The organism is Prauserella sp. PE36 (genome assembly GCF_003311655.1).
GTDB lineage: Bacteria > Actinomycetota > Actinomycetes > Mycobacteriales > Pseudonocardiaceae > Prauserella_A > Prauserella_A endophytica.
In genome coordinates this window covers 35866-58077 of record NZ_QEQT01000044.1, presented here as the reverse complement: position 1 = coordinate 58077, position 22212 = coordinate 35866, and the positions used below count along the sequence as shown (strand labels likewise).

The following is a 22212-nucleotide window of genomic DNA, read 5'->3' as shown; positions in this document are numbered from 1 at the left end:
CGCCGCACCATCCCATCCACCTTGTCCCGCTGCCGCTCACTGATCAACGGACCCATATACGTCCTCGGATCCGCCGGATCCCCGTAGGTCACGTGGGCCAGGTTGGCCGCCACCTGCTCGGCGATCGCGTCGTGGTGCGCGCCGGGCACGAGCAGGCGGGTGGTCAGGGCGCAGCCCTGCCCGGCGTGCGCGCAGATCGTGAACGCCGCGAACTGGGCGCAGGACGCGAAGTCGGCGTCGTCGAGCACGAGCATCGCCGACTTGCCGCCCAGTTCGAGGAAGACCCGCTTCACGGTACGGCTGGCGTCGGCCATGATCTGCCTGCCCGTGGCGGTGGACCCGGTGAACGTGACCACGTCGACGTCCGGCGACGACGTGAGCAGCTTCCCGACCTCGATGTCGGAGGAGGTCACCACGTTCACGACCCCGGCCGGGATGTCGGTGTGGGAGGCGATCAGCTCACCCAGCGCCAGCGTCACCAGCGGCGTGTCCGGCGCGCCCTTGAGCACCACCGTGCACCCTGCCGCCAGCGCGGGAGCGAGCTTCGCCAGCGCGAGCTGGTTCGGGTAGTTGTAGGCGATGATCGCGGCCACCACGCCCGCCGCCTCCTTCTCCACCCAGCGCCGGTGGCGGCGGCCGCGGATCTCGGCGATTCCGAGGTCCTCGGTGAGCGGGTGCTCGCGCAACAGCCCGGCGTAGTAGCGCACCAGCTCGATCGGCTCGTCCAGTTGCGCGCCGTGGGTGAGCATGCGCGGGGCGCCGACGTCGGCGATCGTCAGCTCCCGCAGCTCTTCCTTGTGCTCGCTCAGCACCCGGTAGAGCTGGTCGAGGCACCGGATCCGCAGCTCGACGTCCGTGGCCCAGCCCGTGGTGTCGAAGGCCCTGCGCGCCGCGGCGACGGCGTTCGCCGCCTGGTCGACGGTGGCGTCCGGCGCGTGCCCCAGCACCTCACCGGTGGCGGGGTTGCGCGAGGGGAAGCTGTGCTGTGCCTCGACGAGCCAGCCGTCGATGAGCAGCCGCCTCGCGGCGTCCCCCTCCGGCCGGCCGGTAGCACCGGCGATGGGCACCTCGTCCTGAGCTCGCATCCCGCCTCCTCGGTGAGTGTGGAAATGATATTCTCACATGTGAAAACACGGCACTTCGGGTCGTCACCCTAGCAGTGGTCGCAGAGTCTCGTCATGAAGGTCTTTTCGCAGAGTTGCCGATGAGAGTATGGTTCTCACATTCGGAACCCAGCTTCTTGTGCGACCGGCCGCGCCGGGAAAGGACGGCAAACCAATGGGACGTGTTCAGGGCAAAGTCGCCTTCGTCACCGGCGCGGCGCGCGGCCAGGGCCGCAGCCACGCGGTGCGGCTGGCAGAAGAGGGCGCCGACATCATCGCCGTCGACCTGTGCCAGGACATCGGGTCGATCAAGTACTCACTGTCCACACCGGAGGACCTGAAGGAGACGGTGCGCCTGGTCGAGCAACTCGGCAGGCGCATCGTCGCCGAGCGGGCCGACGTGCGCGAGCCCGCGCAGCTCAACGCCGCGCTCGACCGGGGCGTCGCCGAACTGGGCGGGCTCGACATCGTCGTCGCCCAGGCCGGCATCGCGGGCATGCAGGGCGAGCCACCGCTGCAGGCGTGGTGCGACGTGATCGGCACGAACCTGGTCGGCGTGATCAACGCGATCCACGCCGCGCTGCCACGCCTCGGCGAGGGCTCCTCGATCATCGCCACCGGCTCCACCGCCGCGCTCATGATCACCCGCCCCATGGACCAGGCCGGAAAGGACCCCGGCGGCGCCGCGTACGTCGTCGCCAAGCAGGCACTCTCGCAGTACGTCCACGAGCTGGCGACCAACCTCGCGCCGCGCCGGATCCGGGCCAACGTCGTGCACCCGACGAACGTCGACACCCCGATGCTGCAGAGCGAGCCGATGTACCGCTCGTTCCGGCGGGATCTGGAGAACCCGACGCGCGAGGACGCCGAGCTGGCCTTCCCCGCCCAGCAGGCCATGCCGATCCCCTACGTCGAGCCGGCGGACATCAGCAACGCCGTGCTGTTCCTCGCCTCCGACGAGGCCCGCTACGTCACCGGCATGCAGCTGCGGGTGGACGCCGGCGGCTACCTGAAGTGGTACGACTACCGATCCTGACAAGGAGAACCCGTGAAGGTACAGGTCGATGGGGCACGCTGCCAGGGCCACACGCTGTGCGCGATGATCGCCCCTCACGTCTTCGAGCTCGACGACGTCGACGGCCACTCCTCGCCCATCAGCGCCGACGTTCCGGCCGGGGCCGAGGACAAGGTACGCGAAGCCGCCGGGTCCTGCCCGGAACAGGCGATCTCCATTTCCTGACCAGGCGAGCAGTCAGAGAGGACACCGTCATGAACGTGGAGAGCGTGAACGACGAGGAGCGTAAGAAGAACCGGTACCACTTCGACCGGCACACACCGGAGTACCGGGAGCTGTTCGAGTCGATCACCCAGGACATGCACGCCCGGTGCCCCATCGCCTGGTCCGACACCTACGGCGGCCACTGGGTCGCCGCCGGGGCCAGCGAGGTGTTCGAGCTCGCCCGCTCGTCCGACAAGGTCTCCAACGACCACGACGTGAAGGGCGAGCGCCGCGGCTACCAGGGCATCATGATCCCGCCGCAGCCGAGGGCGAAGGGCTCTCGCGGCGGCTTCCTGGAGATGGATCCGCCCGAGCAGCGGTACTACCGCCAGGCCCTCAACCCGTACCTCTCCCCCGCCGCGATCAACCGCTGGATCCCGTTCATCGACGAGGTCGTCCGCGCGTGTATCGACGAGAAGATCGAGAGCGGCAGCATCGACTTCGTCGACGACCTCGCCAACGTCGTTCCCGCCGTGTTCACGCTCGCGATGATGGGAATTCCCCTCAAGAACTGGGAGATCTACAACGAGCCGACCCACGCCGCGGTCTACACGCCTCCGAACTCGCCGGACATCGTCCGCGTCGGCAAGCTGCACCAGGCGATGCGCGAGGACCTCGCCCGGCAGCTCGCGGAGATCAAGGCGAACCCCCGGCCGGGTCTCGTGGACGCGCTGGCGCGCTTCGAGATCGACGGCGAGCAGCCGCCGGACGACGAGCTGCTCGGCGTGCTCGGGCTGATCATCGGCGGCGGGTTCGACACCACCACCGCGCTCACCGCGCACGCGCTGGAATGGCTGTCGCAGCATCCCGACGAGCGGGCACGGCTCTCCCGCGAGCGCGACTCGCTGCTCGACTCGGCCACCGAGGAGTTCCTCCGGTTCTACACGCCCGCGCCAGGAGACGGCCGCACCATCTCGCAGGACTGCGAGATGGCGGGCACGGAGTTCAAGGAGGGCGACCGGCTGTGGCTGTCCTGGGCGATGGCCAACCGCGACGCATCGGTGTTCCCCGAGCCGAACACGATCGACCTGGCCCGCAAGGGAAACCGGCACTACGCCTTCGGAATCGGCATCCACCGCTGCATCGGCTCCAACGTGGCCCGCACGGTGTTCAAGCGCATGCTGATCCAGGTGCTGGACCGCATTCCCGACTACCACTGCGATCCGGAGGGCGCCGTGCACTACGACACCATCGGCGTGATCCAGGGGATGCGGAAGCTGCCCGCCGACTTCACGCCCGGCTCGCCGCTGGGGCCCGGCCTCGACGAGACGCTGGAGGTGCTGCAGCGTTCCTGTGACGAGCAGCGGCTCGCCGAGCCCGTCACCAGCCGCAAGACCGAGGCGAGGATCGCCCGCTGACCGGCCCGAACGGAACGCAGCGAGGAGGCGAGGTGACCGCGAAGCCGGGACGTCCCCTGCCGTTGGTGACACTACAGAACGAGTTCTTCTGGACCTCGGGGGCGGACGGCACACTGCGGGTCCAGGCCTGCGAGTCCTGCGAGGCGCTCATCCACCCGCCGCAACCGGTCTGCCGGTACTGCCGGGGACGGCGGCTGGGCCCGCGAGAGGTGTCCGGCTTCGCGACGCTGATCGGCTTCACCGTCAGCCACCGGTTCAGCCTGCCGGGGCTGCCCTCGCCGTACGTGGTCGCACAGGTGGCGATCGAGGAGGACCCGAGGGTCCGGCTCACCACCAACGTCGTCGGGTGCGATCCGGCCGAGCTAGAGCTCGGCATGCGGCTGGAGGTGGTGTTCGAGCGGCACGACGACGTGTGGCTGCCGCTGTTCCGGCCCGCGGACGGGCGAACTGGTCCCGCGCCGCTGCCGTGCGATGAGGTCGAGCCGGAGGACGTGCACCGCCACGTCCGGCCGATGGCGACCCCCGAGAAGTTCGAGGACAAGGTCGCGATCACCGGCATCGGGATGTCGGAGATCGGGCGCAGGCTCATGGTCCCGCCGCTGTCGCTGACGGTGCAGGCGTGTGAGCGCGCGATCGCCGACGCTAGTCTGTCCTTTTCGGACATCGATGGCCTATCGACGTGGCCCGGGGCGGGGCCGGTCAGTGGGTTCGGCGAGGGCGGCGTGGGCGCCCTCGAATCCGCGCTGGGCATCCGGCCGACGTGGTACAACGGCGGCGGCGAGACGTTCGGCCCCGGTGGCTCGGTGATCGCCGGGATGCTGGCGGTCGCGGCCGGGCTGGCACGGCATGTGCTGTGCTTCCGCACCGTGTGGGAGTCCACCTACGGCGAGCTCGTGAAGGCGGGCCGGATCGAGCCGCCGTCCGGGCGCACGCCGAGCTGGCTGGCGCCGTTCGGGGCCACGTCGCCCGCACATTCGCTGGCGCAGAACGCGCAGCGGCATTTCCACCGCTACGGCACGACGCGGGAGACCCTCGGCTGGATCGCGCTCAACCAGCGGGCCAACGCCGCGCTCAACCCGACGGCGATCTACCGCGAACCGCTCACGATGGAGGACTACCTCGGCGCGCGGACCATCACCACCCCGTTCGGGCTCTACGACTGCGACGTGCCGTGTGACGCCTCGGTGGCGGTGATCGTGTCGGCGAAGGACGTGGCCGCGGACCTCGCGAAGCCGCCCGTGCTCGTGGAGGCGGTGGGCACCCAGATCATCGAGCGGATCGAGTGGGACCAGAGCACGCTCACCCACGAGCCGCAGGTGCTCGGGCAGTCGGCGCACCTGTGGTCGAGAACGTCCTTGCGCCCGGCCGACGTCGACGTGGCGCAGCTCTACGACGGGTTCACGATCAACTTCCTGTCGTGGCTGGAGGCACTGGGCTTCTGCGGGATCGGCGAGGCCGGGGACTTCCTCGACGGCGGCAAGAACATCGCGAGGGACGGCATGCTGCCGGCGAACACGCACGGCGGGCAGCTCTCGCACGGCCGCACCCACGGCATGGGCCTCATCCACGAGGCCGTGCTGCAGTTGCGAGGGGAGGCCGGGGCGCGCCAGGTGCCCGAGGCCGAGGTCGCGGTGGCCACCAGCGGCGGGCTCACGCCCAGCGGGGTGCTGCTGCTCAGGGCGGCCGCATGACGTCGCCGGTCGAGGAGGTCACGCCCGTCGAGTCGCGCGTCGCCGAGGTCGGCGGCGTGCCGATGTCCGCTCTGGTGCGGGAGGTCCGGGACCCGCGAGCCGTGCTCGTGGCACTGCACGGCGGTGCGGCGACGTCTCCCTACTTCCACCATCCCGGCCTGCCCCGGCTGTCCCTGCTGGAGGCCGGTGCGGCACTCGGGTTCACCGTGCTGGCGCTCGACCGGCCGGGCTACGGACGGTCGGCACCGTTCGCCGAGGGGATGCGCTCCCCCGAGCGAAGGGTCGACCTCGCATACGCCGCGATCGACCTCCTCCTCGGCGACCGGCCGCGAGGCGCCGGCGTCTTCGTGCTCGCCCACTCGGCGGGGTGCGAGCTGGCCGTGCGGATGGCGGCCGACGAGCGCGGGCACTCACTGCTCGGCATCGAACTTGCCGGCACCGGCTGCCGGTTCCACCCCACCGCGCAACGCATCCTCGGCGGGGCACGGCCGGGTCGGCCGACAGGGCTGCAGCGGCTGCTCTGGGAACCCGCCGAGCTGTATCCGGCCGAGGTGATCGGCGGCGCGCACTTCGCCGCGTCGGCGCCCGCCTACGAGTCCGACGTGGTGGCCCGGTGGGCGCCCCGCGACTTCGCGCTCACCGCGACGGACGTCCGCGTGCCCGTGCAGTACACGCTCGGCGACCACGACCTGGTGTGGCGTACCGATCCGGAGGCGATGGCCGACATCGCCGGGCTGTTCACCGCGGCCCCCCGGGTCGTGGTGAACCTGCAGGCGAACAGCGGGCACAACCTGAGCACGGGGCTCACCGCGGCGGCCTACCATCTGCGGGCTCTGTCCTTTGTGGAGGAATGCGTGGTGGCAAGGCAAGAGAGCAGGAGGGGAACCGGTGGAGGCTGACCTCGCACTGCTGCTGATCCGGGTCGTGGTCGGCGGCACGATGATCGCGCACGGCGTGAACCACTGGCTGGGCGGTGGCCGGATCGAGGGCACCGCCCGCTGGTTCGGCGGGCTCGGTCTGCGGTACGGGACGCTGCAGGCGTGGCTGAGCGTGGTCACCGAGATCGGCGCGGGCGCGCTGCTGGTGCTCGGGCTGCTCACAGCGCCCGCATGCGCGGCGGTGATCTCGGTGATGCTGGTGGCCGGTGCGCTCGCGCACCGGCCGAACGGGTTCTTCGTCTTCAAGGACGGCTACGAGTACGTGCTCGTGCTGGCCGTTGTCGCGCTGGGGCTGGCGATGCTGGGCCCGGGCCGGGTGTCGCTCGACGCCGCGGTCGGCATCGAGGTCACCGGCTGGGCGGGCGGCGGTGTCGCGCTCGGGGTCGCCGTCGTCGCGACGGCGGGGCTGCTGGCGGTGTGCTGGCGGCCCAGGCCGGCCAGGGTCGAGTCGGAGGTGGGCTGATGCGGGTCGGGTTCATCGGGCTGGGCAGCCAGGGCGCGCCGATGGCGCGGCGGATCGTCGACGCCGGATACGAGGTGACGCTGTGGGCGCGCCGCCCCGCGTCGCTGGAGCCCTTCGCCGGCACCGCGGCGAAGGTCGCGGGCTCGCCGGCCGAGGTGGCCGCGGCGAGTGACCTCGTCTGCGTCTGTGTGGTGAGCGACGCCGATGTCGAGGAGGTGACGTACGGCGAGAACGGTGTGCTCGCAAGACTGCGGGAGGACGGCGTGCTGGCCGTGCACAGCACGGTGCACCCGGACACGTGCCGCCGCCTGGCCGAGCGGGCAGGCGCGCGCGGTGTCGCCGTCGTCGACGCCCCGGTGAGCGGCGGCGGCCCGGCCGCGGCCGAGGGAACGCTGCTCGTCATGGCAGGTGGGGACGAGGCCGTCGTGGAGCGCTGCCGTCCCGTGTTCGAGACCTACGGCGACCCGGTGGTGCATCTCGGCGGCCTCGGTGCGGGACAGCTGACCAAGCTGCTCAACAACCTGCTGTTCACGGCCAACCTCGCCACGGCGTCGAGCACGCTCGCGCTGGGCCGGGCACTCGGGGTGGATCCGCGCCGCCTCGGAGAGGTGGTCGCGCACGGCACGGCGAACAGCTTCGCGCTGGGCCGGATCAGCGCCGCGGGCGGGACACTCGACCGCATCGCCGCACACGCCGGTGCACTGCTGCGCAAGGACGTCGGGCTGGTCGCCGAGCTCGCGAGCGCGGACGGGGCGGCGCCGGGCATCGTGCTCGACGCCGCCGACGCCACGCTCGCGGCGATGAATCACCCTCGCTGAGCGGCCGGGTCGTTGAGCGCCGAGGGGCTCAGCGCCGCCCTGCGCTCGCGCAGGAAGTCGTGCGGATAGCCGGGCCGCACACGTGTGGTGGCGTCCAGCCGCTCCAGTTGGGTGTCGTCGAGCCGGACGTCCACCGCGCCGAGGTTGTCCCGCAGCTGCACGAGGGTCCGGGCGCCCAGCACGGGCAGCAGTCCCTGGCGCAGCACCCACGCGAGCGCGACCCGCGCGGGTGTGGTGCCCAGTTCGGCGGCGACCTCGGCGGCCACGTCCGCCGCCGAGGGCCTGGTCCGCTGTGGACGGTCGCGCTCGCGCCGCTTGCCGGTCAGCAGCCCTCGGGCGAGCGGGCTCCACGCACAGGGCGTGAGCCCGAGCGACCGGGCCATCGGCAACAGCTCGCGGTCGGCCGTCCTCGCGGCCAGCGAGTACTCCACCTGCACGGCGCAGAACTCGCTCCAGCCGCGTAGCTCGGCGATGGCCTGCGAACGGGCGACCACCCACGCGGGCGTGTTGCTGACCCCGATCGAGAGCACCGCGCCCGACCGCACGAGGTCGTCGAGCGCGCGCAGGGTCTCCTCGGCGGGCGTGCACTCGTCCCACGCGTGCACCCACAGCAGATCGAGGTAGTCGGTGCCGAGACGGCGCAGGCTCGCCTCCACACTGCGCCGCAGGTTCTTCCGATGGTTGCCCGCGGAGTTGGGATCGGCCTTGTCGGTGGGCAGCGAGTACTTGGTGCTCAGCACCACGGCGTCGCGGTCCCCGGCGACGAGCCGGCCCAGGATCGTCTCGCTCGCACCCTCGGTGTAGACGTCGGCGGTGTCGACGAAGTTGCCGCCCGCGTCGCGGAACGCGCCGTAGATCTCGCGGCAGACCGCCTCGTCGGCGCCGAACCCCCACTCGGTGCCGAACGTCATCGTGCCGAGGCAGACCTCGCTCACGCGCATCCCCGACCGGCCAAGTACACGCAGCCGCAGTGGCTCAGGCATCGTCGTCCACCACCCAGTTCACGAAGCGGTGCAAGGGGTACATGGCGTCGTGCGGGTTGCCGATACTGCCGGACAGCGCGCCGCCGAGGTTCACGATGCGCTGCACGCCCGCGGTGGCGAGGCGATCCCGCACCTCGGCCTTACGGTGTGCCGGGTAGACGCCCACCGTCTGCGTCGCGACCGTGGCGAACGCGGCCGCGTCGGCGAGTGCGTCAACGGGCACGACGTTGACGGTCTTGTTCGTGGGGTGGAAGTCCACCGGTTCCGGCGAGCGCACGACGAGCCCGCGCCCGTCGTACTCGCCCCACACGCGGTAGTCGGGTTCGAGGAAACGCAGGCCGTCCACGGCCTCGCGCACGTCGCTCGGGGTCCTCGGCCCGGCCGCCGACGCGAACTCCCTGTCCACGCCGAGCCGTTCCCACAGCAGCGCGGCGAACCGGTCGGCCTCGGCGACGCCGCCCTCGACGCAGATGTGCCGGGGAGCGACGCACGCGTCCTGGTTGAACACGGTCGCGTCGGTGGCCGCGCGCTCGGCGACCTCGCGCAGGGTCTCCCCCGACGCGAACGCCTCCCTGCCGATCATCGACATCGACACCTTGGGATCGAAGGCGATCAGCTGGAACCCGGGCGCCACGTACTTCGCGGCGTTGGCGATCGCGTCGCCGCCGCCCCATGCGACGAGCTTGTCGAAGTACTGGGAGCGGTAGAGCACGCCCTCCACGGCGGCGTCGCCGCCGCGCCAGTACACGGCCGACATCGACCGCAGCACGGGGTGGTCCGGCGCGAGGTCGGCCATCGTGCGGAGCACGGCGACGGTGGTGAACGGGTCGGCCGAGGGCATTTTGAACACGTTGACGGCCTTGACGAGCGCGGCGTCGGCGATCGAGGTCATGGCCGCGCTGGGCGAGTTGCCCGCGAGCATGTGCACGAGCCGGGGCGGGAACGCGCGCACCCGGCTGACCCGGCCCGCCGGGTCGGTGTGCTCGGCCCAGCCGTCGAGGACGGCGCTGCCACCGAACGTGCGCTCGATGCGGTACTCCAGCGCCTCCCGCGTGAGGAACTGTCCCGGCCTTCGGAAGGTGTTCTCAATGATCCGGCGGGGCAGCGCGCTCACCCGCAGGGTCATCTCCAGCGACTCCTGCAGGTAGGGGTTCTTCTCCAGCGTGAGATGCTTTCCGGTCTCCACGAGGAAGTCGATGATCTCGTCCACCGGCACGTCGAACGCGGGACCGGGCTCGGTGCGTGGCACGAACAGCTCACCCAGCTCGAGGCGCGGGGTGACGAGCGGGATCCCGAAGTCGCGCGAGTGGTACTCGGTGTCCTCACCGTAGACGAGCCTGCCCCGGACGAAGTGGGGTACGCGGATCCTGGCCCCGGGGGGCGCGGCCGTGGTGGTCATGGTCTGCCCCTCACTCGGCGACGAAGCCGCGGACATAGGCGTCGATGGTTCCCGCGCAGGCGATCTTGTCGTCGTCGCGCAGGTCGGAGTATCGGACGATGTCGGGGTGAATGCTCTCCCCGCCGCGCCCGCAGGGGCAGCCCCTGAGGTCCACCCGGATCCGGTCGCCGGTGATCGTGCCGCCCCAGCGCCCGTCGACGGTCGCGTCGAAGAACGCGGCCCGTCCCTCCACCTCACCGTCCGATGCGGACGCGAGTGTCTCGCCGTCCTTGTCCAGCACGAACAGGGTCAGCCCGGTCGGCACGTGGTAGCGGCCCTCGGCGCACTTGGGGGCGCGCAGGTTCAGCTCCTGCATCGAGTAGTAGTGGTAGAAGCGGGACGGCGAGATGTTGAGCATGCGGAAGATCCGCTCCTGGTAGTCCGGCGGAAGCGTGTTGCCCTTGAGGCCGCCGCCGGTCATGAGCGCGTTCTCGCCGGTGAGGTCGCCGGCGGTGGCGCCGGACTCCTCGAGGATCTCGCACAGCCGGAACAGCGGCGCGAACATCGAGTTGAAGAAGATGCGCTCGTGGCGGTGCTTCAGGATGTGCCCGGCGAAGTGGCGCAGGCGTTCCTCGGTCTGCCGTTGCCGTTTCGCGCCGTCGGCCTCGATCGCCGCGACGTCGTCGGGGTTCGCGGTGCCGTCGGCCATCGCCTTGCGGATCACGGCGACGCGGGAAAGGTAGCTGTAGTGGTCCTTGCGGACCTCGGCGGTGGGTATCGGGATCGAGTCCGGCCTGGCGTAGGCGTCGAGGATCAGGTCGCGGGTGGCCTGATGGGCGCTCACGCCCGTGTCGGGTCCGACCGGGATGACGTGCCAGGTGCGAGCGGGCACCACGCCCAGTTCGCTGAGCCCGTCGAGCATGTTGCGCAGTGACGTCTCGCGGTCGCGCCGCGTCTTGTTGAGGAAGGACGCCTTGCCGCTGGTGCCGCTGGAGCTCGTCACCAGGTGACCCGCGGACTCGAGCCGCTCGATCCAGTCGTCGACGGTCTCGACCCCGGTCACGTCCACGTCGACGCGATGAGTCGACAGCGAGTCGAGCCAGCGGTTCAGCTGCGCCCACCGGCCCTTGCTCACGAGGGTCTCGGGGTAGCTCTTGTAAGTGGTGTGGGGGAAGAGCAGCGGAACGAGGTCCTCCTTGGCGCGGATCGCGGAGATGCCCTCCGCGTCGGCCCGCTTCGCCAGCACGGGCACCTGACGGCGCCGCTCCTGGAACCGCTCGTCGAGCGCCTCGATGGTCTCCCGCTGGTTCGTCGTCGTTGACATCGCGCCTCCGGCTGGGGTGAGGGATCGCCATTAACTATACTTGCGAGTCTAGTTATGTCCAGGGCTTTCGTTCTGGCAGACTGCGGCAGATGACGCCACCGACTCGATCCCGCAGGGGCGGGAGGCCGACGCGCGAGCAGGCGAGGCTGCTCGACGAGACGGTGCGGGAGCGCGCCCTCGAGCTGTTCCTGGAACACGGTTACGAGGACACCTCGATGGACGCCATCGCGGCCGCGGCCGGCACCACCAAGGCGTCGCTCTACGCCCGCTTCCCCGGCAAGGAAGCCGTCTTCCGTTCGGTGATGGCGTGGGCGATGCAGCGCGCGGACTGGCCCGTCGCGGAGCCACCGCCGCCGGATCTCGACGACCTGGAGGGCGCGCTGACCGCCATCGCCGAGACCGCGCTGCGGCGCGCGCTCGATCCGGCGATGGTCCGTCTCGGGCAGGTCGCGATCGCCCACGCGACCCGGTTCCCCGACATTGCCCGGAACGCGTACTCCGCCGGGTTCTGGCCACGCAGGCAGCTCGTGGTGGAGCTGCTGAACCGGCACGCGGAGACCGGCGACATCGCGCTGGCCGACGACCCGGAGGTGCTCGCCGAGCACTTCCTCGGGCTCGTCTCCGGCACCCCGGCGCGCCTCGCCTCCTTCGGCATCGTGCGCGCCGAGGCCGACCGGCGACGACACGTCACCAGTGCGGTGCGCCTCTTCCTCCGCAGCCTGCGTACCTAGGCCTTCACGATCCGGAGACAGCACGCGGTGATCCGGTCCACATCGGACGGCGCGGGCACGGACCGGCCCCAGAGGTGGTCGGCCAGCGTCCCGACCGTGGCGTGTGCGGCGAGCGCGGCATCGAAGGCCGGATCGGGGCTGCCGAGCGCGGCGAACGGCTCCCGCAGCAGCACTGCGAGCAGCCCGGTGACCGACGGCGGACCCGACGGGGCAGGCCCGGTCACACCACCCGCGTTCCACAGCACCGCCCGCGTGGTCGCCGCGACGTCCCCGGCCGCCTGCGACAGCACGCCCGCCACCCAGCTCCGGACCTTCCCCTCCGGTGTGGGCTCCTTGCCCATCTGGTGCGCGACGTAGTCGCGCAGCCGCTCGCTCCCGTCCTCCAGGATCGCGGCGACGAGGGCATCCTTCGAGGGGAAGTGCCGGTAGAACGCCTCGTTGGACAACCCGGCCGCCGCCACGATGTCGGCGACCCTCGGCCGCGAGGCCGTTCCGCCCGCCCGCATCAGCTCCAGCGCCGCGTCGAGCAGCCTGCGGACCTCCCCCGCGTAGTCGGCCCTGCGTTTCGCGAGCGAGCGCTGGGCGATCCGGCTCGCGACATCGCTGCCCACGGGACTCACACCGGGCCCAGTCCGTCGACCCGCAGCAGCGAGCCGGTTGTGTAGCAGGAGGCGTCACTCGCGTAGTAGAGCGCCGCCGTGACGATCTCCTCGGGGTGGCCGAACCGCCGCAGCAGCACGTTCGGCACGTCCTCGCCGGGCGTCGCCCACTTCTTCGAGATGTCGGTGTAAAAGCCGCCCGGCGAGATGACGTTGAACCTGACCTTCGGGGCGAACTCCTGCGCGAGCGCGACGCTGATCGCGTTGAGCGCCGCCTTCGAGCCGGCATAGGGCGCGAACCTCGGCGACGGCCGCAGGGCTCCAGTACTGGAGATGCCGATCACCGACCCGCCCTCGCCCGCCGCCATCCGCTCGGCGACGATCGCCGAGAGCCGGAAGGGACCCTTGACGTTCACGGCGACGACCTTGTCGAACAGCTCCTCGCTCGTGGCGGCCGACGACGGTGCCGTCGGCGACAGCCCCGCGTTGTTGACCAGGACGTCGACCCTGCCGAACCGGTCGTACGCTCGTTCCACCAGCGTGTCGAGCTCGGCCCAGCGCCCGACGTGGCACGCGACCGGCAACGCCGTGCGCCCGAGCGCCTCCACCTCGCGCGCCACGGACTCGCACGCCTCCTGTTTCCGGCTGGCGATCACCACATCGGCCCCCGCCGCCGCGTAGCCGAGCACGATCGCCCTGCCCAGTCCCCTGCTGCCGCCGGTGACGAGCGCGACCTTGCCGGAGAGGTCGAACAGCTCGGCCGGCGTGCGAGTCTCCCTGCTGCTCATCGGGCCACTCCGTCCGCTCCGTAGCGTTCGCGCAGGAGCCGTTTGTAGAGCTTGCCGTTGGGATCGCGGGGTAGCTCGGCCACGAAGTCCACCGTTCTCGGGCACTTGTACGTCGCCAGCTCGGCACGGCAGTACGCGAGCAGCTCCGCCTCCAGATCCGGCCCGCCCGTGGCCCCGCCGGCGAGCTGGACCACAGCCTTGACCGCCTCCCCCATCTCCGCGTCCGGCACGCCGATCACGGCCACGTCCGCGACCGCGGGGTGTCCGATGAGGACGTTCTCGGCCTCCTGCGGGTAGACGTTCACGCCCCCGGAAATGATCATGTGTGCCTGCCGGTCGGTGAGGTAGAGGTACCCGTCGTCGTCGAGGTAGCCGATGTCGCCGAGGGTCCGCCAGCCCTTGTCGTTGGTGACCGAGGCGGTCGTGGCCGGGTCGTTGTGGTACTCGAACGGCCGCCCGCCCGCGAAGTACACGACGCCGGGACTGCCCGCGGGCTGCTCGGTGCCGTCGTCGCCGACGATGTGGCACTCCTGCATCGGGCGCCCGACCGAACCGGGATGCGCCAGCCATTCCCGCGGGGTGATGGCCGTGGTGCCGACGTCCTCGGTGCCCGAGTAGTACTCGTGGATGATCGGCCCCCACCAGTCGAGCATCGCCCGCTTCACCGCCACCGGGCACGGCGCGGCGGCGTGCACCACGTAGCGCAGACTCGACAGGTCGTGACGCTCACGCTCGCGGGCGGGCAGCCGCAGCAGGCGCACGAACATCGTCGGCACGAACTGCGCGTGCGTCACGCGGTGGCGTTCGATGAGCTCGAGGCAGCGGCGCGCGTCGAACCGCTCCATCACCACCACCGTGGCGCCAAGCCGGTGCATCGACATCGAGAACACCAGCGGCGCCCCGTGGTACAGCGGCGCGGGCGACAGGTACACCGAGCCCGGGCCCGCCTCCTGCACCAGCAGGCCCCGTGCGATCTGCGCGGGCGCGGCCGACGGATCGCCCAACGGCGTGCGCGGCAACGGTTTGCGCACGCCCTTCGGCCTGCCCGTCGTGCCCGACGAGTAGAGCATCTCGCGGCCCTCGCACTCACCGGGAAGCTCGCGCGCGTTCTCGGCGGCGAGCACGTCGCCATAACGCTCGAACCCGGGCAACTCGCCCGCCGCCGCGACGCGCACGCGAAGGCGGGTGAGGTCGAGGCCGGCGACCACCTCGGCCATCGCCTCGCTCGCCACGAGCGCGCTCGCACCGCAGTCGTCGAGCACGTACTGCACCTCGGCCGGCCGCAGATGGTTGTTGATCGCCGTGTAGTACAAGCCGCTGCGCTGCGCGGCCCACGCGATCTCCAGGTACGCGCGGTTGTTCTCCATGAGGACGGCGAGGTGGTCGCCGGGGCGAAGACCCCGGGCGCGCAATGCGGCGGCGAAGCGCACGGAACGGTCGTGCAGCTGCGCGAACGTCACCACCTCGCCGGTGCCGCCGAGCACGATCGCGGGCGCGTCCGGGGTCTCGTGCGCGTACCGGCTCGGGGTGAGCAGGGTGCCGGTCACGGCGCGGCCTCCTCGGCGCCGAGGACCACGAACGCGATCGTCGCGGGCGCGCCGGAGGAGTTGCGCCAGCCGTGCATCGTCCCGTTCTGCACCACCGTGTCGCCGGCCCGCAACGTGACCTCGTCCCCGGAGTCGAGCACGAGCGTCAGCTCGCCGTGCAGCACGATCCCGTAGTCGACGGTGCGGGTGACGTGCGAGTGAATCCGCTCGGGTGAGGCGGAGCCGTCCGGTGGCGCGGTGCCCATGCCGGCCGGGAAGACGCTGACGAAGAACCGCGATCCGCGGGGCCGCGGGAAGAACGCCTGGCCCGGCCCGGTCGGGTCGGTGCCGTCGCAGGGCACGGCCGGAACGTCGTCGGTCGCCCACAGCTGAACGGTCTCGTAGCCGGGTGCGCGCTCGTCGGTGAGCACGTGCGGGGCGGGCCCGTCGCTCACCACACGGGCCGTGCCGTCGTGTCCGAGGCCGGTGACCACTCGTCGTGTCGCCATGCGGCCGCTCACCGGTGCAGGGCGGCGCACACGCCGCCGTCGACGAGGAGATCGGTGCCGGTGAGGAACGCGGCCTCGTCGGACAGCGCGAACGCGACGACCGCCGCGACGACCGCCGCGACGTCCTCCGGCCTGCCCTTGCGGCCCAGCGGCGTCTGCCGCACGAGCGCCGTCATGCTCGGGTGGCTCTGCTCCTCCTGCCGCCCCTGTGGCGTGTCGATGATGCCGGGCGACACCGAGCAGATCCGGGCGCCCACGGGGCCGAGCAGCACGGCTTCCCTGCGCACCAGCCGGTGCACGCCGCGTTTGGCCCACGCGTAGGCGGTTCCGGTGTCCTCGAGCGGCGCGCCGAGCGCATCGTGCAGCCGCTCGGGAAACCCTTCGGCGAGCGGGTCGTCGAGCGCCGCGAGCACGGCGGGGTGCTCCTCGGCCGGGCCGAGCAGCGGCGCCATCGAGGCGAAGCACACCAGTGCGGTGCCCTCGGTGGCGAGCGGGCGCAGCGCCTCGGTCAGCAGGGCCGTGCCCACCAGGTCCACGGTGAGGATCCGGCGCCAGTCGGCCATCGTCGGGGAGATGCCCGCGGCGTGTGCCACCGCCCGCAGCGTGCCGGTGCCGGCGACGCGGCCGGCGAGCCCGGCGAGCCCGTCGCGGTCGGTGACGTCGAGCGCGACCGGTTCGACGCGGGCGGAGCCCTCGGCCGCGAGCTTGCCCGCCGCAGCGGTGGCGGCGTCCTCGTCGCGGTCGACGAGCAGCAGCACGTCCACCATCGTCGTGAGCCGGCACGCGCACGCCAGCCCCATCCCCCGGCCCGCGCCGGTCGCGATGCCCACGGTCGTCATCGGTCTGCCTCCTGTCGGTCTCCGGTGCCGGGCGCGGCCCAGCATCGCCTCAGTCCCGGCTCCGCCGCCCTGCTGACGAGCTCGATCCGGAACCCCTTGGTGCTGCGCTGAAAGCTGAAGTACGCCGCACCGTCGACACCCGTCCTGCTCGCCTCGGTGACGTAGCCGTGGGCGGCGAGCTCGGCGGAGTCGGCGGCCACGTCATCGGACCAGAAACCGACGTGGTGGATGCCACCGCCGGCCACCGGCTCCCACAGGGTGCCCGGGATGCTGCGCACCAGCTCCAGCCTCGGCACGGTCACCGAGAAGGCGCACCGCAGATCGAGAACGGCGTTCCCGGCGGGCAGGGTGACCGCCGTGGGACCACCGACCTGCTCGCCCCACTCGTAGCCGAACACCGCCGACAGCGTCGCCATGGTCGCCTCGATGTCGTCGGCGACGATGCCGAGGTGGAACTGGTCCTCAACCCGCATGACACACTACTTGCCCAGCTGCAAGAATTGCGTTCTCATTCACGAGAAAGATATTCTCACTTCCGACTAGGAGGCGCAATGGCGTGGGACTTCGAGACCGAACCCGAGTTCCAGCGCAAGCTCGACTGGGCGGACACGTTCGTCCGCGAGGAGGTTGAGCCGCTGGACCTGGCGTTCCCGCACGAGCAGTTCGTGCCGCTGGACGAGACCAAGCGCAAGATCATCGACCCGCTGAAGGAGGAGGTCCGCAGGCAGCAGCTGTGGGCGACCCACCTCGGGCCCGAACTCGGCGGCCAGGGCTACGGGCAGCTGAAGCTGGCCCTGCTCAACGAGATCCTCGGCCGCTCACAATGGGCGCCGATCGTCTTCGGGTGCCAGGCACCCGACACCGGCAACGCCGAGATCATCGCCCACTACGGCACTCCCGAGCAGAAGGAGCGCTACCTTCGCCCGCTGCTCGACGGCGAGCTGTTCTCCTCGTACTCGATGACCGAACCGCAGGCGGGCGCCGATCCCACCCGGTTCACCACCCGCGCGGTACGCGACGGTGACGACTGGGTGATCAACGGCTGGAAGTTCTTCTCCTCCAACGCGAAAACGGCGTCGTTCCTGATCGTGATGGCGGTGACCGACCCCGACGTCAGCCCGTACCAGGGGATGTCTATGTTCCTCGTGCCCGCCGACACGCCGGGCGTGCACCTCGTGCGCAACGTCGGCCTGTACGGAGAGCAGGACGACGAGGGGTTCCACTCGCTCATCCACTACGAGAACGTGCGCGTACCCGCCGACGCGCTGCTCGGCGGGGAGGGCCAGGCGTTCGCCGTGGCGCAGACCCGCCTCGGCGGCGGGCGCATCCACCACGCGATGCGGACCATCGGATTCGCCCAGAAGGCGCTCGACATGATGTGCGAGCGCGCGCTCTCTCGCGAGACCGCTGGCAGCAGGCTCGCCGACAAGCAGTTCGTCCAGGGCTACATCGCCGACTCCTACGCCCAGCTCACGCAGTTCCGGTTGTTCGTGCTTTACACGGCGTGGGAGATCGACAAGTACAACGACTACCGCAAGGTCCGCAAGGACATCGCGACGGCCAAGGTCGTGATGCCCACCGTGCTCCACGACATCGCCTGGCGTGCGATGCAGGTGCACGGAGCGCTCGGTGTCACCAACGAGATGCCGTTCTTCTCGATGATCCACGGCGCGGCCGTGATGGGCCTCGCTGATGGGCCGACCGAGGTCCACAAGGTCACCGTGGCCAAGCAGGTGCTGCGGGACCACGAACCGTCCGACGACCTCTGGCCGACCGAATGGCTGCCGCGCAAGCGGGCCGCGGCGCGGGCCAAGTTCGCCCAGTACCTCGAACACGAAGTGGGGAACCTGTGATCGACCTCGACCGGCTCGCCGAGTGGATGGACGGTGAGGGACTGCCTGGCAAGGGCGCGCCCATCGAACACCGCTTCCTCTCCGGCGGAACCCAGAACGAGATCTACGAGATCCGTCGCGGGGACGAGCGCTGCGTGCTGCGCATCCCGCCGCCCCCCGCGCCGGCCAACCGGGACGACGGCATCCTGCGGGAGTGGCGCATCATCGAGGCGCTCGCCGGCACCGACGTGCCGCACACCGCGGCGATCGCGGCCTGCCGCGACACCGCGGTGCTCGGCAGGCCCTTCTACCTCATGGGCTTCGTCGAGGGCTGGTCACCGATGGGCCGCAGAACGTGGCCGGAGCCCTTCGACACCGACCTCGGCGCGCGCGCCGGGCTCGCCTACCAGCTGGCGGAGGGCATCGCGCTGCTGTCGAGAGTGGACTGGCGGGAGAAGGGGCTGCACGACCTCGGCCGCCCCGACGGCTTCCACGAGCGGCAGGTCGACCGCTGGACCGCGTTCCTGGAGCGGATCAAGGGCCGCGAGCTGCCCGGGTTCGACGAGGCGGCGGCGTGGCTGCGGGCGCACCGGCCGCTCGATTACGTGCCCGGTCTCATGCACGGCGACTACCAGTTCGCCAACGTCATGTACGCCGACGGCGCACCCGCCCGGCTCGCGGCGATCGTCGACTGGGAGATGGGCACCGTCGGCGACCCCAAGCTCGACCTGGGCTGGATGCTCCAAAGCTGGCCCGAGGACACGAACGCCCCCGAGGCGGCCGAGGCGAGCTACGTGGACCTGCGCGGCATGCCGTCGCGGGATCAGCTGCTCGCGCACTACGCCGAGGTGTCGGGCCGTCAGGTCGACGACATCGACTACTACGTCGTCCTCGCGAAGTGGAAGCTGGCCGTGGTGCTCGAACAGGGCTACCAGCGCGCGGGCGACGACGAGAAACTCCAGGCGTTCGGCCCGGTCGTGCTCGACCTGATGCGCTCGGCCGCCGAGCTCGCCGAGACCAGCGAGTACCGGTCATGACCGCCGACGAGCTGGTGCTGACGCGCCGGGGACCGGTGCTGATCGCCCGCCTCAATCGGCCCGAGGCCCGCAACGCGCTCAACGCGAGCCTGTTCCGCGCCATCGGCACCGCCGCGAACGAGGCCGAAGCCGACCCGGAGGTGCGCGCGCTCGTGCTCACCGGCACTGGCGACCGCGCGTTCTGCGCCGGGATGGACCTGCGAGCCTTCGCCGACGGCGAGCGGATCGGCACCGGCTCCCCCGAGGAGACGGCCGGGTTCGCCAGGCTCGCCGGAGGCGCCCTCACCACGCCGGTGATCGGCGCGGCCAACGGCACCGCGATCGGCGGCGGGCTGGAGCTGCTGCTCGGCTGCGACGTCATCATCGCGTCGGCCGAGGCGAAGTTCGGGCTGCCGGAGGTGAAGCGCGGGCTCTTCCCCGCGGGCGGCGGCACCACGATCAGCACCCGGATCCCGCTATCCGCCGCGCTGGAACTGGCGCTGACGGGTGACCCGGTCGACGCGCGGAGGGCCTACGAGCTCGGGCTGGTCAACGCCGTCGTCGCCCAGGAGGACGTGCTGGAGTCGGCGGTGACCATGGCGGAGCGGATCGCCGCGAACGGACCGCTCGCGCTCGCGGCGGTCAAGGAACTCGTGCGGCTGTCCGTCACCGATCCCGCCCGTGCGGCGGAGCGCACGCGGCACTGGCAGACCACGGTCTTCGCCAGCGAGGACGCCGGGGAGGGCGCGCGCGCCTTCGTGGAGAAGCGGCAGCCGGTCTGGAAGGGCCGGTGAGGCGGGTGCGCGCCGCGCTCTGCCGCTCCTACGGACCGCCCGAGGTCGTGCGCGTGGAGGAGGTTCCTGCCCCGGAGCTGACCGACGGCGCCGTGCGCGTGCGCGTCGCCGCCGCGGCCGTGAACTTCCCGGACGTGCTGCTCATCGCCGGCGAGTACCAGATCAGCGTGCCGCCGCCGTTCGTGCCGGGCAGCGAGTTCGCCGGCGTGGTCACCGAGGTCGCCGGCAGGTCAGGGCTCGAGGTGGGCGACCGTGTGACGGGCACGGGCCTGGTCGGCGCCTTCGCGGAGGAGGTCGTGGTCGGGGCGGACTCGCTGCGGCGTGTCCCGGCCGGGGTCGGCGACCACCGGGCGGCCGCGTTCGGCGTCGCCCACCGCACGGCCTATCACGCGCTGCGGTCGGTGGCCGGGCTGCGGCCGGGCGACGAACTGGTGGTGCTCGGTGCGGGCGGCGGGGTCGGGCTCGCCGCCGTTCAGCTGGGCGTGCTGTTGGGCGCCTCGGTGACCGCGGTGGCGTCGTCGGCGGACAAGCTCGCCGCCGCGGCGTCGCACGGCGCGCGCCTGCGCGTGAACCACCGCGAGACCGCCCTGCGGGAAGCGCTGCGCGAGGCCCTTCCCGATGGAGCGGACGTGGTGCTCGATCCGGTGGGAGGAGCGCTGTCCGAGCCCGCGCTGCGGTCCCTGCGGCGCGGCGGCCGGTTCGTCACCGTCGGCTATGCCTCCGGCGTCATCCCGAAGATCCCGCTCAACCTCGTGCTCATCAAAGGGGTGCGGATACTCGGCTTCCAGTTCGCCGACCTCGTCGCGGCCGCGCCGGAGGAGTTCCGCCGCAACGAAGAGGAGCTCACCGCACTGCTCACCTCGTGCCCCGCGCTCCCCCACATCGGCGCGACGTACCCGCTGGGCGAGGTGGCCTCGGCGCTGCGGCGGGTGGCCGACGGCCAAGCCATCGGGAAGATCCTCGTCGACCTCTCACGCTGACGCCCGCCCGCTGACAGCCACCCGCAGTGAAGGCCACCTTCCCTGCGTTCAACGCAGGGAAGGTGGCCTTCACTGCACGGCGGGCGGTCGCTAGCCCACGGGTACCAGGTCGGGGGCGGCGGGCAGCAGGTCGCCGCTGCAGAACACCTCGGTCACCTCCACCGAGTCGGCGGGCGCCGCGGCCGCGGCCAGCGCGTGCGCCTTGAACGCCCTCGCCGCGACGCTCAGCCGGTGGCTCACCGAACCGCTGTCCTCGTCGAGCCCGTCGGTCCAGTCCTCGCCCCACAGCCGCACGTCCGTCAGCCCGTGGTCGATCGAGCGCACCACCAGCCGTTGCACGCGATCGTCCGATTCGTACAGTCCCGCGTCTACGGCGATCGCGTGCGGCCGCGGCCCGCTGACGCGCGACGTGAGCGCCGCTTCGAGATCTACACCTTTCGCGCCGAGGATCCGCAGTGGACGGGAGTTCAGCGGATCGGCGACCAGCACCAGGACGTCCCAGCCCGCCATCACGCGGTCGAACAGCCAGCCTCCCGCCGCCCGCACGACGTCCGCGGTGGTCGGGGCGACGACGACCAGCCTCGGCCTCAGGGGACGTCTGCGTGCACGGTGAGCTGACGTGCCAGCGACCTGGTGTACTCCTTGAACACCTCGGTCAGCGAGATCGACGGATCGAGCAGCCATGATGTCTCCATCCCGTAAAGAAAGGCGACGATTTCAACGGCCTTGACGGCCGGATCCACATCCGTGCGATACCGGCCGGCGCGTTGCCCTCGTCGGATTCCCTCGGCGACGGTGTCGACCGCGGCGCGATACCTGACGAGCAGGCGATCGTGCAGCGGAGCCTCGGGGTCGAGGTTCTCGATCAGGAGAACGACGAACATACCGACCAGGTCGGGAACCTTGTCGAAGCGCGCGGCGACCCCGTCGATCTGGTCGATGATGTCGCCCGAGGTGTCCCGGTGAGCGTCGTCGTAGGCATCGCGTGCTTCGAGCACTGCGTGCAGCAACTGCTCTTTGGACTCGAAATGGTGCAGCAGGCCTGCCGGGCTGATCCCGGCTTCACGGGCGATCTGGCCGAGTGTCGTGTTACGCCAGCCCTGTCGCACCAGCAGGCGCTGGGCGATGGTCAGGATGCGTTGCCGCCGGTCCTCGCCTTTGGCGAGGAGCGTGGCATACGGACGTTGATCGGACACCGAACTCCCTTGTTCAACCGACCTACTGAACATACATTAGGTTGGTGTGCGTCCTGTGACAAGGGTC

General features: G+C 71.2%; 24 protein-coding genes. 12 read left to right on the top strand and 12 right to left on the bottom strand.

Going from position 1 to position 22212, the window contains the following annotated elements; genetic code table 11:
* Positions 1-1085, bottom strand: a 1085-nt coding sequence (locus DI005_RS08255; protein WP_113641715.1) for an aldehyde dehydrogenase family protein, incomplete at its 3' end; no start/stop codon positions are given.
* Positions 1086-1278: 193 nt separating this feature from the next.
* Between DI005_RS08255 and DI005_RS08250 the strand changes: the two genes are divergently transcribed.
* Genes DI005_RS08250 through DI005_RS08220 form a run of 7 tightly spaced genes read left to right on the top strand, consistent with a single transcriptional unit; the run spans position 1279 to position 7650 of the window.
* Positions 1279-2139: a mycofactocin-coupled SDR family oxidoreductase gene (locus DI005_RS08250; RefSeq protein ID WP_113641714.1), complete on the top strand. Its 861-nt coding sequence runs from the start codon at positions 1279-1281 to the stop codon at positions 2137-2139.
* Positions 2140-2151: 12 nt separating this feature from the next.
* A complete protein-coding gene (locus tag DI005_RS08245) occupies positions 2152-2343 on the top strand; it encodes a ferredoxin (protein WP_113641713.1) in 192 nt (63 codons plus the stop codon).
* 29 nt (positions 2344-2372) lie between these two features.
* On the top strand, positions 2373-3740 hold the full coding sequence (locus tag DI005_RS08240; protein WP_113641712.1) for a cytochrome P450: 1368 nt from the start codon (positions 2373-2375) through the stop codon (positions 3738-3740).
* Positions 3741-3772: 32 nt separating this feature from the next.
* Positions 3773-5431 carry an OB-fold domain-containing protein gene (locus tag DI005_RS08235; protein WP_113641711.1) on the top strand — a complete coding sequence of 553 codons (1659 nt, stop codon included), beginning with the start codon at positions 3773-3775 and terminating at the stop codon, positions 5429-5431.
* Entirely contained in the window at positions 5428-6330 is a 903-nt protein-coding gene (locus DI005_RS08230) for an alpha/beta hydrolase (protein WP_113641710.1), read from the top strand. Before DI005_RS08235 ends, DI005_RS08230 begins: the two co-directional genes overlap by 4 nt.
* Positions 6320-6832 carry a DoxX family protein gene (locus DI005_RS08225; RefSeq protein ID WP_233520048.1) on the top strand — a complete coding sequence of 171 codons (513 nt, stop codon included), beginning with the start codon at positions 6320-6322 and terminating at the stop codon, positions 6830-6832. The genes DI005_RS08230 and DI005_RS08225 overlap by 11 nt, the downstream gene beginning before the upstream one ends.
* Positions 6832-7650 carry an NAD(P)-dependent oxidoreductase gene (locus DI005_RS08220; RefSeq protein ID WP_113641709.1) on the top strand — a complete coding sequence of 273 codons (819 nt, stop codon included), beginning with the start codon at positions 6832-6834 and terminating at the stop codon, positions 7648-7650. Before DI005_RS08225 ends, DI005_RS08220 begins: the two co-directional genes overlap by 1 nt.
* On the opposite strand, the gene DI005_RS08215 is transcribed toward DI005_RS08220, so the two are convergent.
* From DI005_RS08215 to DI005_RS08205, 3 genes are read right to left on the bottom strand one after another with little or no spacing between them, the layout of a single operon-like run.
* Positions 7638-8633: an aldo/keto reductase gene (locus tag DI005_RS08215; protein ID WP_113641708.1), complete on the bottom strand. Its 996-nt coding sequence runs from the start codon at positions 8631-8633 to the stop codon at positions 7638-7640. The two genes, DI005_RS08220 and DI005_RS08215, sit on opposite strands and share 13 nt — an antisense overlap.
* The gene (locus DI005_RS08210) at positions 8626-10032 is read right to left on the bottom strand and encodes an acyl-CoA reductase (RefSeq protein ID WP_113641707.1); all 1407 of its coding nucleotides are present in this window, start codon (positions 10030-10032) and stop codon (positions 8626-8628) included. The genes DI005_RS08215 and DI005_RS08210 overlap by 8 nt, the downstream gene beginning before the upstream one ends.
* Before the next feature lie 10 nt (positions 10033-10042).
* Positions 10043-11335 carry a hypothetical protein gene (locus DI005_RS08205; protein ID WP_113641706.1) on the bottom strand — a complete coding sequence of 431 codons (1293 nt, stop codon included), beginning with the start codon at positions 11333-11335 and terminating at the stop codon, positions 10043-10045.
* Between the two features lie 89 nt (positions 11336-11424).
* Here DI005_RS08205 and DI005_RS08200 point away from each other — a divergent pair, with 89 nt between their 5' ends.
* Positions 11425-12066 (top strand): TetR/AcrR family transcriptional regulator, encoded by a 642-nt coding sequence (locus DI005_RS08200; protein ID WP_112267542.1) that lies wholly within the window; start codon positions 11425-11427, stop codon positions 12064-12066.
* Here DI005_RS08200 and DI005_RS08195 read toward each other — a convergent pair.
* Genes DI005_RS08195 through DI005_RS08170 form a run of 6 tightly spaced genes read right to left on the bottom strand, consistent with a single transcriptional unit; the run spans position 12063 to position 16800 of the window.
* Positions 12063-12677 (bottom strand): TetR/AcrR family transcriptional regulator, encoded by a 615-nt coding sequence (locus DI005_RS08195; protein WP_199542641.1) that lies wholly within the window; start codon positions 12675-12677, stop codon positions 12063-12065. The two genes, DI005_RS08200 and DI005_RS08195, sit on opposite strands and share 4 nt — an antisense overlap.
* Positions 12678-12682: 5 nt before the next feature.
* Positions 12683-13453 carry an SDR family NAD(P)-dependent oxidoreductase gene (locus DI005_RS08190; protein WP_113641704.1) on the bottom strand — a complete coding sequence of 257 codons (771 nt, stop codon included), beginning with the start codon at positions 13451-13453 and terminating at the stop codon, positions 12683-12685.
* Positions 13450-15000, bottom strand: coding sequence for an acyl-CoA synthetase (locus DI005_RS08185; RefSeq protein ID WP_113641703.1), 1551 nt, complete (start codon positions 14998-15000; stop codon positions 13450-13452). Before DI005_RS08185 ends, DI005_RS08190 begins: the two co-directional genes overlap by 4 nt.
* Positions 14997-15488: a cupin domain-containing protein gene (locus DI005_RS08180; protein ID WP_113641702.1), complete on the bottom strand. Its 492-nt coding sequence runs from the start codon at positions 15486-15488 to the stop codon at positions 14997-14999. Before DI005_RS08180 ends, DI005_RS08185 begins: the two co-directional genes overlap by 4 nt.
* A gap of 8 nt (positions 15489-15496) precedes the next feature.
* Positions 15497-16327, bottom strand: coding sequence for an SDR family oxidoreductase (locus DI005_RS08175; protein ID WP_113641701.1), 831 nt, complete (start codon positions 16325-16327; stop codon positions 15497-15499).
* Complete coding sequence (locus tag DI005_RS08170; protein WP_113641700.1) at positions 16324-16800, bottom strand: VOC family protein; 477 nt, start codon at positions 16798-16800, stop codon at positions 16324-16326. Before DI005_RS08170 ends, DI005_RS08175 begins: the two co-directional genes overlap by 4 nt.
* 78 nt (positions 16801-16878) lie before the next feature.
* Between DI005_RS08170 and DI005_RS08165 the strand changes: the two genes are divergently transcribed.
* From DI005_RS08165 to DI005_RS08150, 4 genes are read left to right on the top strand one after another with little or no spacing between them, the layout of a single operon-like run.
* Positions 16879-18180, top strand: coding sequence for an acyl-CoA dehydrogenase family protein (locus DI005_RS08165; protein WP_113641699.1), 1302 nt, complete (start codon positions 16879-16881; stop codon positions 18178-18180).
* On the top strand, positions 18177-19196 hold the full coding sequence (locus tag DI005_RS08160) for a phosphotransferase family protein (RefSeq protein WP_199542639.1): 1020 nt from the start codon (positions 18177-18179) through the stop codon (positions 19194-19196). Before DI005_RS08165 ends, DI005_RS08160 begins: the two co-directional genes overlap by 4 nt.
* A complete protein-coding gene (locus DI005_RS08155) occupies positions 19193-19969 on the top strand; it encodes an enoyl-CoA hydratase-related protein (protein WP_113641697.1) in 777 nt (258 codons plus the stop codon). Before DI005_RS08160 ends, DI005_RS08155 begins: the two co-directional genes overlap by 4 nt.
* Positions 19966-20949, top strand: coding sequence for an NADPH:quinone oxidoreductase family protein (locus DI005_RS08150; RefSeq protein WP_233520047.1), 984 nt, complete (start codon positions 19966-19968; stop codon positions 20947-20949). Before DI005_RS08155 ends, DI005_RS08150 begins: the two co-directional genes overlap by 4 nt.
* 90 nt (positions 20950-21039) lie before the next feature.
* On the opposite strand, the gene DI005_RS08145 is transcribed toward DI005_RS08150, so the two are convergent.
* Positions 21040-21495, bottom strand: a complete 456-nt coding sequence (locus DI005_RS08145) for a hypothetical protein (RefSeq protein WP_199542638.1) — start codon at positions 21493-21495, stop codon at positions 21040-21042.
* A 41-nt stretch (positions 21496-21536) separates the two neighbouring features.
* Positions 21537-22178: a TetR/AcrR family transcriptional regulator gene (locus DI005_RS08140; RefSeq protein ID WP_199542637.1), complete on the bottom strand. Its 642-nt coding sequence runs from the start codon at positions 22176-22178 to the stop codon at positions 21537-21539.
* Positions 22179-22212 lie beyond the last annotated feature (34 nt).

What these genes read in the sequence shown, in the direction of transcription:
- DI005_RS08220 (WP_113641709.1), top strand. Translation starts at nt 6,832, where the DNA reads ATGCGGGTCGGGTTCATCGGGCTGGGCAGCCAGGGCGCGCCGATGGCG.
- DI005_RS08165 (WP_113641699.1), top strand. Translation starts at nt 16,879, where the DNA reads ATGGCGTGGGACTTCGAGACCGAACCCGAGTTCCAGCGCAAGCTCGAC.
- DI005_RS08155 (WP_113641697.1), top strand. Translation starts at nt 19,193, where the DNA reads ATGACCGCCGACGAGCTGGTGCTGACGCGCCGGGGACCGGTGCTGATC.
- DI005_RS08170 (WP_113641700.1), bottom strand. Translation starts at nt 16,800, where the DNA reads ATGCGGGTTGAGGACCAGTTCCACCTCGGCATCGTCGCCGACGACATC.
- DI005_RS08250 (WP_113641714.1), top strand. Translation starts at nt 1,279, where the DNA reads ATGGGACGTGTTCAGGGCAAAGTCGCCTTCGTCACCGGCGCGGCGCGC.
- DI005_RS08210 (WP_113641707.1), bottom strand. Translation starts at nt 10,032, where the DNA reads ATGACCACCACGGCCGCGCCCCCCGGGGCCAGGATCCGCGTACCCCAC.
- DI005_RS08240 (WP_113641712.1), top strand. Translation starts at nt 2,373, where the DNA reads ATGAACGTGGAGAGCGTGAACGACGAGGAGCGTAAGAAGAACCGGTAC.
- DI005_RS08205 (WP_113641706.1), bottom strand. Translation starts at nt 11,335, where the DNA reads ATGTCAACGACGACGAACCAGCGGGAGACCATCGAGGCGCTCGACGAG.
- DI005_RS08175 (WP_113641701.1), bottom strand. Translation starts at nt 16,327, where the DNA reads ATGACGACCGTGGGCATCGCGACCGGCGCGGGCCGGGGGATGGGGCTG.
- DI005_RS08200 (WP_112267542.1), top strand. Translation starts at nt 11,425, where the DNA reads ATGACGCCACCGACTCGATCCCGCAGGGGCGGGAGGCCGACGCGCGAG.
- DI005_RS08230 (WP_113641710.1), top strand. Translation starts at nt 5,428, where the DNA reads ATGACGTCGCCGGTCGAGGAGGTCACGCCCGTCGAGTCGCGCGTCGCC.
- DI005_RS08140 (WP_199542637.1), bottom strand. Translation starts at nt 22,178, where the DNA reads ATGTTCAGTAGGTCGGTTGAACAAGGGAGTTCGGTGTCCGATCAACGT.
- DI005_RS08190 (WP_113641704.1), bottom strand. Translation starts at nt 13,453, where the DNA reads ATGAGCAGCAGGGAGACTCGCACGCCGGCCGAGCTGTTCGACCTCTCC.
- DI005_RS08215 (WP_113641708.1), bottom strand. Translation starts at nt 8,633, where the DNA reads ATGCCTGAGCCACTGCGGCTGCGTGTACTTGGCCGGTCGGGGATGCGC.
- DI005_RS08180 (WP_113641702.1), bottom strand. Translation starts at nt 15,488, where the DNA reads ATGGCGACACGACGAGTGGTCACCGGCCTCGGACACGACGGCACGGCC.